The sequence below is a fragment of the Streptomyces murinus genome (assembly GCF_002154555.1).
Lineage (GTDB): Bacteria > Actinomycetota > Actinomycetes > Streptomycetales > Streptomycetaceae > Streptomyces > Streptomyces murinus.
The window spans coordinates 1-688 of the sequence record NZ_MUNF01000760.1; the positions used below are offsets into that span (position 1 = coordinate 1).

The 688-nt window shown below is 77.9% G+C and carries 1 protein-coding gene; it reads right to left on the minus strand.

Features of this window, described 5'->3' with window-relative positions:
• The coding region (locus CCN72_RS34495; protein ID WP_244174623.1) for a vWA domain-containing protein at positions 1-688 on the minus strand (688 nt) is incomplete at both ends.

Here is a 688-nt window from a genome sequence, read left to right on the forward strand (position 1 = left end):
GGGGCGGGAGCGCAGCGCCCGGGCGAAGCCGGAGCGCAGATCCGTGCCCCCGCCGCCGACCAGCGGGATGTCCTCCGCGCGGCACAGCGGTACGGCGATCCCGGCCGCCGCGTCGCAGGAGATCACCGAGACCAGGTCCCGCCGGCCGCCCACCGCCCGGGAGATCGCCGCCACCTCCAGCAGCGCGCTGCCCAGCTCGGCGTCGCTCACCGAACCGGAGGTGTCGATCACCACGCACACCCGGGGCGGGCTGCGGCGCAGGCTCGGCAGCAGCACCCCGGGGACACCGGCCGAGCGGCGGGAAGGCCGCCGGTAGCTGTGGTTCTCGCCCACTCCCGGCGCACCGGCCGCCGCCCGGACCGCCGCGCCGAGCAACTGCCGCCACGGCTGCGGCGGATGGAACACCGCGTCCGCCCACCTGCGCCACCCCTCGGGTGCGTCGCCCGGCCGGCCCTTGATGCCCTTGGCGACCCGGAAGCGGACCGCGTCCCGCTGCTGTCTGCTCAGTCCGTGCGCCCCGTCGGGTCCCAGCTCCCACGGCCGCCGCAGGCCGTCGGCGCCGCTGCCGCAGTCCAGCCAGGCCAGGTCCCCGGTGAGCCCGGACATCGACGCCGTCCGCAGGTACTCCTCCATCAGCAGCCCGTCGGGCAGCCCCAGCAGGGACGGCAGGACCGCGCCGGCCGGCCGG